Source organism: Haloarchaeobius pelagicus (genome assembly GCF_051207375.1).
GTDB lineage: Archaea > Halobacteriota > Halobacteria > Halobacteriales > Natrialbaceae > Haloarchaeobius.
On the sequence record NZ_JBPJZD010000006.1, the window covers coordinates 1 to 7,345 of the forward strand.

General features: G+C 62.4%; 5 protein-coding genes and 1 rRNA gene. 4 read left to right on the forward strand and 2 right to left on the reverse strand.

What is annotated here, in order from left to right:
- Nucleotides 1-350: 350 nt before the first annotated feature.
- Nucleotides 351-1,322, reverse strand: a complete 972-nt coding sequence (locus ACSC1S_RS21770) for an AAA family ATPase (protein WP_435366166.1) — start codon at nucleotides 1,320-1,322, stop codon at nucleotides 351-353.
- Between the two features lie 351 nt (nucleotides 1,323-1,673).
- Here ACSC1S_RS21770 and ACSC1S_RS21775 point away from each other — a divergent pair, with 351 nt between their 5' ends.
- Together ACSC1S_RS21775 and ACSC1S_RS21780 are read left to right on the forward strand one after the other, a co-directional pair.
- Nucleotides 1,674-2,381, forward strand: coding sequence for a hypothetical protein (locus tag ACSC1S_RS21775; RefSeq protein WP_435366167.1), 708 nt, complete (start codon nucleotides 1,674-1,676; stop codon nucleotides 2,379-2,381).
- 330 nt (nucleotides 2,382-2,711) lie between these two features.
- On the forward strand, nucleotides 2,712-2,960 hold the full coding sequence (locus ACSC1S_RS21780) for a ribbon-helix-helix domain-containing protein (RefSeq protein WP_435321044.1): 249 nt from the start codon (nucleotides 2,712-2,714) through the stop codon (nucleotides 2,958-2,960).
- A 248-nt stretch (nucleotides 2,961-3,208) separates the two neighbouring features.
- Here the strand turns inward: ACSC1S_RS21780 and ACSC1S_RS21785 are convergent, their stop codons facing one another.
- A complete protein-coding gene (locus ACSC1S_RS21785; protein WP_435366168.1) occupies nucleotides 3,209-4,018 on the reverse strand; it encodes a DNA-directed RNA polymerase subunit epsilon in 810 nt (269 codons plus the stop codon).
- 1,377 nt (nucleotides 4,019-5,395) lie between these two features.
- Here ACSC1S_RS21785 and ACSC1S_RS21790 point away from each other — a divergent pair.
- Nucleotides 5,396-6,682, forward strand: a complete 1,287-nt coding sequence (locus tag ACSC1S_RS21790) for a Cdc6/Cdc18 family protein (RefSeq protein ID WP_435366169.1) — start codon at nucleotides 5,396-5,398, stop codon at nucleotides 6,680-6,682.
- A gap of 510 nt (nucleotides 6,683-7,192) precedes the next feature.
- Nucleotides 7,193-7,345: ribosomal RNA gene (locus ACSC1S_RS21795) — 16S ribosomal RNA — on the forward strand; the annotation flags it as partial.

A 7,345-nucleotide genomic window follows, 5' to 3' on the forward strand; every position in this document is an offset into this window, starting at 1 on the left:
GCCGCGCTGCGCGGCTAGCCGCAGGCGACCAGGGCGGGCGGGTGGGGGCGGTGGCGGTGCCACACACCGGCCGCGCCGGGCGACGCGCGCCGCCACAGCCGGCGGCGGGGGCGGGGCACGGCTAGCGCGCAGAGAGGAGTGGAATGGAGTGGAGAGGGGGGTCCGGGGGGAGAGGCGAGGAAAGGCGAGGAGAGACAGGGCGAGGGAGAAACCCGGAACTCAGCGAAGCTCAGCGACTTTCCTTTAAGTCGTTCTGGTCACAACGGCTCATAGTGAAGCATTCTGCGGGAGACTACACCCACCAGCGAGAGCCGTCTCTAGGGGATCTCTGGACCTTTTCTGGGGGGATTCTACGGCGAGACCGCCGGCACCTCGATGCGATTCAACACCGACGAGACCACGTCTTCGGTGCTCGCGTTCTGGATGTTCGCCTGCGGCGTGAGGACGATGCGGTGTTGCATGACCTCGCGAGCGACGAACTTCACGTCCTCCGGGGCGACGTAGTCCCGGCCCGCGATGACGGCGTGGGCACGCGAGGCCTCGTAGAACCGCTGGATGCCCCGGGGTGAGACGCCGACGTCGACGCGCTCGTCCTCGCGGGTCGCGCGGGCCAGGTCGACCACGTACTCGCGGACCTGCTGGTGCATCGTGACCGTCTCCGGCGTCTCCTGCAGGCGGCGGACCTGGTCGGGCGTGACCGCCGACCCCACCGAGGGCATCTGGGTGTGGCGCTTCGACCGGCGGTCGATGAGTTCGAGCTCGCCTGCTCTATCGGGATAGCCCATGCTGGTCTTGACGACGAAGCGGTCGCGCTGGGCCTCGGGCAGCTCGAAGGTCCCCTCCTGCTCGACCGGGTTCTGGGTCGCGATGACGAAGAACGGGTCCGGGAGCTGGTGGGTCGTCCCGTCGACGGTGACCTGCTTCTCGTCCATCGCCTCGAGGAGCGCGGCCTGGGTCTTCGGCGGTGCGCGGTTGATCTCGTCGGCGAGGACGACGTTCGCGAAGATGGGGCCCGCCTGGAACTCGAACTCGCGGGCGTGCTCGTCGTAGACGTGCGACCCCGTGATGTCCGAGGGGAGCAGGTCCGGCGTGAACTGCACGCGCGAGAAATCGAGGCCCAGCGCCTGCGCCAGTACGATGGCGGTCAGGGTCTTGCCGGTCCCCGGCACGTCCTCGAGGAGGACGTGCCCGCGGGCGAGCGTGCCGGTCAGGACGATCTCGAAGAAGTCGCGCTCGCCGATGACGGCCTCGTTCACGCGGTCGATGACGTCGGTACAGAGTCGGGCGGCCTCGTCGATGGGCAAGGCGTCGGCGGGCGGCATTCGTGTCCGTCGTTCTCTGCGATTGGGTATAATCGTGATGGGCACCCAGACCTGCTCTCGTCCCCTGTCTCGCGACACCGCACGCTCGCCTCACGAAGTTTTATCATACCTGAACGAGACACTCGCAAGTAAGCGGTTCTGGGTTCACCTCGGAAACCGCAAGCCGGTGTTAGGCGCACCGGCCAGAAAGCCCCGTGAATCTTGTGTGGAACCAGGATTTGATGGGAGCTTACATGTACACAGTCGGCGGAGCGAATCAAAAATCCTCCGGTCGTACATGTTGGTTCTCGTCACTACTGCCACCAATACAGACTGCTGGGGCTGTCTGCAGATACGCCACCGAATACGACAATGACCGACGCAGCCCAACTCACGCAAGACGAGATAGCAGCACAGCTCGAGGCGCTCCGTACCGAGATTGAGGAACTCAAAGCTGAGAAGGAACAGCTTCGCGAAGCGAACGAAGAGCTCCGACAGCGGGTCGACGACCTGGAATCCCGCCCCGAATTCGAAATCGGCGACGAGAACGACCCCATCAAGAGCCTCCGCGTCGAGGGCGCACCGCTCGGGAAAGCCATCCAGTCCAAGCCCGGCGAGAGCGACGTCGAGAGCCGACTCGAGGAACTGAAGGCCGACCTCCAGCAGACCGAAGACACAGCCGGCGGCGACGCCAAACCCGCCGGACACCCACGACCGGAGACGCCACTCGAACAGGTCGTCGCCATGCCGGACCAGATGGCCGACATTCACCTCACCGCGAACGAGGACCGCGCCCGGTTCGTCGCGAGCGACGTCCGCGACTACGCCGCATCGGTCCAGGCTGGCTGGGCGATTACGTCGACCGACCTTCGGCGGGTACTCGCAGCCTACGACTCCTCGGGCCACACCGAAACCACCTCGCGGGTCATGAGTATCCTCGACGACCTCGGCGGTGACGACGTGAAGGTAGTCGAGACGAACGGGACCAGACGGGTCGTCTTCACCGACGAACTGGTCGCCCGACTGAACCGGCTCGACGACGTCCCAGACAGTCACAGCGTTGTGTCGGCGGTCGAGTAGCCGCCCTGTGATACGCCACTCACGCCGAGAGGCACCTCTCTAGACCACGCGAATTCACGGCGGCTGCGTCACCCGCTTGCCCCCGTCCCTAGTGGAGACGCTGGGCAGGACCCCCTGATTCTAGTGCTAGTAGCGAAGCGAAAGCACGTTTTCAGCGGTTCGTGAGTCTGACACCGTCCACAACGGTGTGATGGCCTATACCCCGTGAAATCGACCGATTTCTCGGGACACCCCCCGTCCCCCTCCTCGTGATACTCGGACTTCATTTCCGCCACGACATCCCTGGCCCGAACCCAAGCATTAACACTCCCCGATTTGCAACCCCTCGCTATGCCAAAGACCGAAGTCTCACTCTCGGACAACACGGACGCCGAAATCGACCGCCTGGTGAACCAGGGCGACTTCCTGAACCGCGACGAAGCCGTCGAGGAACTGCTGACCCGCGGCCTCTCGGCCTACGGCCCGGCCGAGGACGACGAACCACGCAACCAGCTGGACGAAGGCCTGTTCAACCGCTCCGTGGCCGACCAGCAGGACCCGGCCGCCTACGACGAGCAGGACGACGGCTTCGGCTACTGACGACGTTCTTCGCTTCCTCGGCGCACACCAGCGCCAGAACAACCGCGAGAGCGACAGAGACAGCCGTCGCTCGCGGTTTCAGTCTCCCGTAGAATGCTTCACTATGAGCCGTTGTGACCAGAACGACTTAAAGGAATGTCGGGTATCCGCCAGAGACACCCGTGGCTCGTGGGTGTAATCTCCCGTAGAACGCTTCAACATGAGCCGTTGTGACCAGAACCACTTAAAGGAACATCGCCAGCGTCGACTCACTTCGGCGTCGATTCGTCGGCGTCATCGGTGGCCTCGGTACCCCAGCCGTCGGTCCAGGCGTGTTTCTCCGAGTCCTCGTCGCGGGGCGTCTCCCCGACCGGCGGGAGGTTCGGGTCGCGGTACGGGGACCGTCCGAGGACCATCCCCTCGAGGTCGTGTTCGGCGAGCTGGTCGCGAAGGACGCGGATGAGGCGGTTGATGTTGGTCGTCGTCAGGTCGTGTTCGTCAAGGAGTTCCTGGTAGGTCTCGCTCTCGGTGAGCGAGGTGAACCGCTCGTAGAGCGACTCCATCTCGTCCGGGGTGTGACTCGCCACCCACTCCTGGTCGTCCAGGCCGAGCTGGTGCTGGCGCTCGCGGTCGACCACGTACCGGAGGACGACGAGGGCGACCTTCGGGATGCCGCGCTGGCTGCCGAACGCGGTGAGGTCGATCTCGCCCATGATGCCGAGCGCGCAGTCACGCTCCCAGCGGGTCACGTCGAGCGCAGAGGCGAGCGCGTGGGTGATACGGAGCTTGTCGAGCTGGTGCATCCGGGCCCCGTGTCCGGCCATCGCGGGGTGTTGCTCGTCGTGCAGGCGACGGATGTTGTCGCTGAGGTCCTGCTCGGGGCTGGCCGCGCGCCCGATCATGGTCGCGCTGGGGGTGACGACGTCCCAGCGGCGGACGATCTCGTCCTTGACGGCGTCGACCCGGGACAACGACCCGTCGCCTGGGCCGGCGCGTATCCACGTCGAATCCACGTCGGCCTCGCCAGTCCCGGTTGCTGCGACAACAGCGGACGACGCGGTGTCCCCGTCGTGGTTCATCACCCAAGACTGGGGGCTTGACACTATTCAAATGGACGGATGGATGCCGGGATGGTCGCGGGAACACGGTGTCTATATGGGGAGGGGACACACCCCTCGTTCAGAGTGAAAACGACGCTTTTTTGTAGGAGTTCTCGTGTGGTGGTTGTTCACATAGGAGTCGACGCAGTGGGCGAGTGACAGAGCCACACACCCCCGATGCAGAGTGAAACGTCGGGGAGGGGCGTCACGACGGGGAGACGGGAGAGACACGAGTCGACTGCAGTCGAGAAGGCACGGGCAGCTGGGACCCGAGAGGACACGGTCGTGGAAGAGAAAGACACGCATGGTCAACCACTCCAACACTGTTGCACTAGAGAAGACCTAGACTAGAACTAGATACTACTAGACTAGAACACGAACAACACTCGTAACACAACAACAGCGACAGCTAGTGCTTACGAGCACTAGCTGTGTGCTGCTAGCTACTGCTTCTGCTAGCTACTGCTAGCTGTTGCTAGCTAGTACTAGTGAGTTCTAGTCTAGTAGGTGGTCACTAGTAGGTGGTTGAACCCAGGGGATCGAGACTAGCCACCGAACCGCAGGAGTGTCTACTCGAGCTATCGTCTCGTGGTTGTCCCTTCGTTGCACCGAGCGTCGTGTCCACCCACTCGGCATCGGTCTCGGTCTCGGGTCATCGACCGCTGAATCCAGTCGGTTTCTTCGACCAGTCGTGCACGGCTCGAATTAATGAACTGAATCTGGTAGCTCGGCAAATGGGGCGGAATATGGGGGAGGGGGGGACACCCTCTCCCCCTATTCAGAGTGTAAACGGCTCCGAAGGTGTCCCGGAAATTTTTTGCGGCAAATTTTGCTGCTACAAGCGGATGTTGTTGCTTGCACCCATAGCTTTATTATTCACTTCAAATGGTCGTTCTAGAATAGTATACTCTTCTATAGAATATCGAGAATAGTGTTCTCAAGATGTGATGGCCCAGATAATAAGCGATATACAGTCTGAATGGGGTGGTCGGGGGTCGACCGAGCCTCGACCCACCCCTCCTTCGGAGCGGTTTTCACTCTGAATCAGGGGTGTGTGTGTGTCAGACGTGTGTCTGACGCAAAAACGGGGTGAAAACCATGGTAAAAATACTGGTATGTTTGGGTTGTTACGGGACGAATCGAGAAGAATGGAAGTCGAGATTCGCGGGGGAGACACCCGAGGTATCGAGCACTGTTGACCCACCGGTCGGCAGGGCCGGTTTCACTCTGCCTCTGGTCGGTCTCTCCCAGCCACCGATAAAGTGAAAACCCGCCGATATACTCGCTAACACCGTCTATTTTCAGTCTGAAACGGGTTCCGTGGTTTTTATTAGTAGACGATTCAACCAGTGGAATATGTCCGAGCAGCCGAGCGGGGACCCACTCTTCCAGGACCAGGACCCCGTCTTCGCCCGGAAGGAACTGCTCCACGTGGGCCACGTCCCCGACGAGGACCGCATCGTCGGGCGGGACGACGAGATCCAGTCCGTGGCCAACGAGGTCGGCGCAGTCGTCCGGGGTGACCCACCGAACAACGTCATGATCTACGGGAAGACCGGGACCGGCAAGAGCCTCATCTCGCGCCACGTCGCGACGCGGGCCCAGCGGGCCGCCGAGTCGAACGACATCGACGCGACGGTCCTCTACATCGACTGCTCGGAGGCCAACACCGAGACCAGGGCGACGCGCCAGCTCGCCCTCGACCTGAAGGAGAAGACCGACTACGAGGCCGAGATACCCCTGCGCGGGGTCGGGACGATGGAGTACTACCAGCACATCTGGGCGGTCCTGGACGCGGCGTTCGACGCGGCCATCGTCATCCTCGACGAGATCGACAAGCTCGATAACAGCAACATCCTCATGCAGCTCTCGCGTGCACGCGAGGCGCGCAAGACGAACACCTACATCGGGGTCATCGGCATCAGCAACAAGGTCCAGTACAAGGAGAGCCTGGACGAGCGCATCGATAGCAGCTTCGGGCACCGCGAACTGTTCTTTCACCCCTACGACGCGGCCCAGCTCCGCGAGATCATGCGCAACCGCCAGGACGCGTTCCAGCCCGACGTCCTCGCCGACGGGACCATCGAGCTCTGTGCCGCACTCGCGGCGAAGAAACACGGGGACGCCCGCAAGGCCATCGAGATCCTCAAGGAGGCCGGCGAGCTCGCGCGACGCAACGACGTGACACAGGTCACGGAGGCCCACATCAAGCAGGCCCAGGAGGTCGCGGAGGTCAACCGCATCGAGGAACTGACCAGCGGGGCGACGGTCCACGCCAAGCTCGCCCTGTACGCGCTCGCGAGCCGCATCATCACGGGTGAACGGGACACGTACAAGACCCGGGAGGTGTACGAGCGCTACGTCGGCGTCTGCGAGATGGCGGCGCTCGACCCCGTCACCGAGAACGGGCTGTATCGACAGCTCAAAGAGCAGGCGTTCCTCGGCGTCATCGAGTCCGAGAAGACGGGCGGTGGGCGCTCGCAGGGAAGCTACCTCCTCCACCGGCTCGTGACCGACCCGAAACACATCGTGAAGGCGGTCCGTCGCGACGCGTCGCTCGAGGAACTCCCGACGTACGAGACGCTCGTGAACTACGGGGGGAACCAGACACAGGAGACGGACCTGTCGTCGTTCGTCGAGTAATGGGGATCCGAGACTGCCAACTCTTTCACTCTGAACGGGGGGAGTCGGAGACCCGTTCCAGCTGGTGACGACGGCCAGTCGCATCGGCTGGGACGACTGTATCTGGGAGAAGCAGGTCGCTACCGGCCATCTGCAGTTATATAGTCTCCTACGCGCCTGCGCGCGTGAAAGAAATTCGCGGTAAAGCTTGCAAAATCAGGGGCCCGCCCCGTGATAACGCGGTAACGTGGCGGCGCTTCACAATGCCGGTCCGATTCGTGGGGGTTAAATACTTCCCTCCAATACGAAGTGATGTGAAGGACGCCCCGGCGATGCCGGGGCAGAAGGTCAGCACCGTTCTGCGGTGCTGGCTGTCACGTATGAGGATTCCGCCCCTGCGGTCCGCCGTCAAGATGGAATCTGATGCGAGCCTTGGTTGGTTCGGCGACATCCGGTCGGATGTCGTCGGACGAGACCCGATACGCAATTTGACGAACGCAATTTCCGCCACCCCCGTGCTCTGCACGGGACATTCCGGTTGATCCTGCCGGAGGTCATTGCTATCGGAGTCCGATTTAGCCATGCTAGTTGCACGAATTCATATTCGTAGCAGATAGCTCAGTAACACGTGGCCAAACTACCCTATAGACCAGAATAACCTCGGGAAACTGAGGCTAATGCTGG

Coding starts and splice junctions, on each gene's coding strand:
- ACSC1S_RS21770 (WP_435366166.1), bottom strand. CDS start 1,322: ATGCCGCCCGCCGACGCCTTGCCCATCGACGAGGCCGCCCGACTCTGT.
- ACSC1S_RS21775 (WP_435366167.1), top strand. CDS start 1,674: ATGACCGACGCAGCCCAACTCACGCAAGACGAGATAGCAGCACAGCTC.
- ACSC1S_RS21780 (WP_435321044.1), top strand. CDS start 2,712: ATGCCAAAGACCGAAGTCTCACTCTCGGACAACACGGACGCCGAAATC.
- ACSC1S_RS21785 (WP_435366168.1), bottom strand. CDS start 4,018: ATGAACCACGACGGGGACACCGCGTCGTCCGCTGTTGTCGCAGCAACC.
- ACSC1S_RS21790 (WP_435366169.1), top strand. CDS start 5,396: ATGTCCGAGCAGCCGAGCGGGGACCCACTCTTCCAGGACCAGGACCCC.